Below are 1026 nucleotides of genomic sequence, written 5' to 3'. Positions count from 1 at the left end.
GGGCCTTCAGTAGCTGGTGGGCGCCGTCGAGCAGGCGGATGCAGTCGCTCTCGCCCAGCGAGCGGCGCTCGCCCTTGCGGCCGGTATGCCGGCGCAGCCGGTAGCACAGACGGGCGGGCAGGCCCGGCCGGTAGCACAGCAGCCCGGCCACCGAGAGCCGCCCCCGGCTGCGGCCGGACACCTTGACGCTCGGGGTGATGCCGCGCCGGCCCCAGGTGCGGCCCTTGGGCGGACGGCCGGTCACGCCCGCTTCGTCTTCGAAGCAGACGAACGCGCCGGTCGCCGCCCGGAGGGTTTTACCTCCTGCCAGGTCGCCTCCCGCCACGCGGTGATCGCGTCCTCGTCGCGCTCGGCGGCGGGACGGGCGGGCATCTGCACGCTGTAGCCCATCCGGTGCAGCAGCCGGGTCATCCCGGAGACGCTGTAGGAGAGGTGGAACTTGCGTCCGATCAGCGTGCGGACCCGGGCGGCGGTCCACACCTGGTCCTCACTCCAGCCGTGCGCGGCCGGCCCCTCCTCCAGCCACATCGCGAGCTTGGCCTGCAGGTGGGGGGCCAGGCGGCAGTCGTAGCCGGAGGGGCCCTTGGAACGCAGCGCCTTGCGTCCGCCCGCCTTCCAGGCGCGGCGCCACTGGTAGACCGATTTCTCACTCACCCGTAACTCCCGGGCGACGCACGGGACTTTCACGTCCTCCTCGAAGAGGTCAACGGCCCGCATCCGTACCTCGTCCCGGCGTCTGCGCTGCTCGGCGGTCAGCCCGCCCCCGTCCGGATACCGCATGCATCCGGCGTACCAGTCCGGACGGACCACGTCACCGGTCCCGACACACATCCAGACCCCAAGACGCCGAAGTCAGTAATGCCATGGCTACGACGAACAGCGCGCCTACCTCGGAGAGGTAAACGCGCTGGTCAGACCCTGTGCCCCCGGCAGTGTGCTCGCTCAGGACATCGGAATGGGGTGTCTCAAGACATCGGCATGACCTCGGAGGCAGGGTCTGGCGATGTCGAAGAGGCGTCTGGTAAT

The 1026-nt window shown here is 70.4% G+C and carries 1 pseudogene; it reads right to left on the bottom strand.

The features are described from left to right. A pseudogene (locus OP79_RS49010) lies at window positions 1-780 on the bottom strand (IS630 family transposase); the annotation flags it as partial. Window positions 781-1026: the final 246 nt, after the last annotated feature.

Origin of the sequence: Streptomyces yerevanensis (assembly GCF_000716805.1) — a bacterium.
In the GTDB taxonomy this organism is placed as follows: domain Bacteria; phylum Actinomycetota; class Actinomycetes; order Streptomycetales; family Streptomycetaceae; genus Streptomyces; species Streptomyces flaveus.
This window is presented reverse-complemented; position numbering and strand designations above follow the sequence as displayed.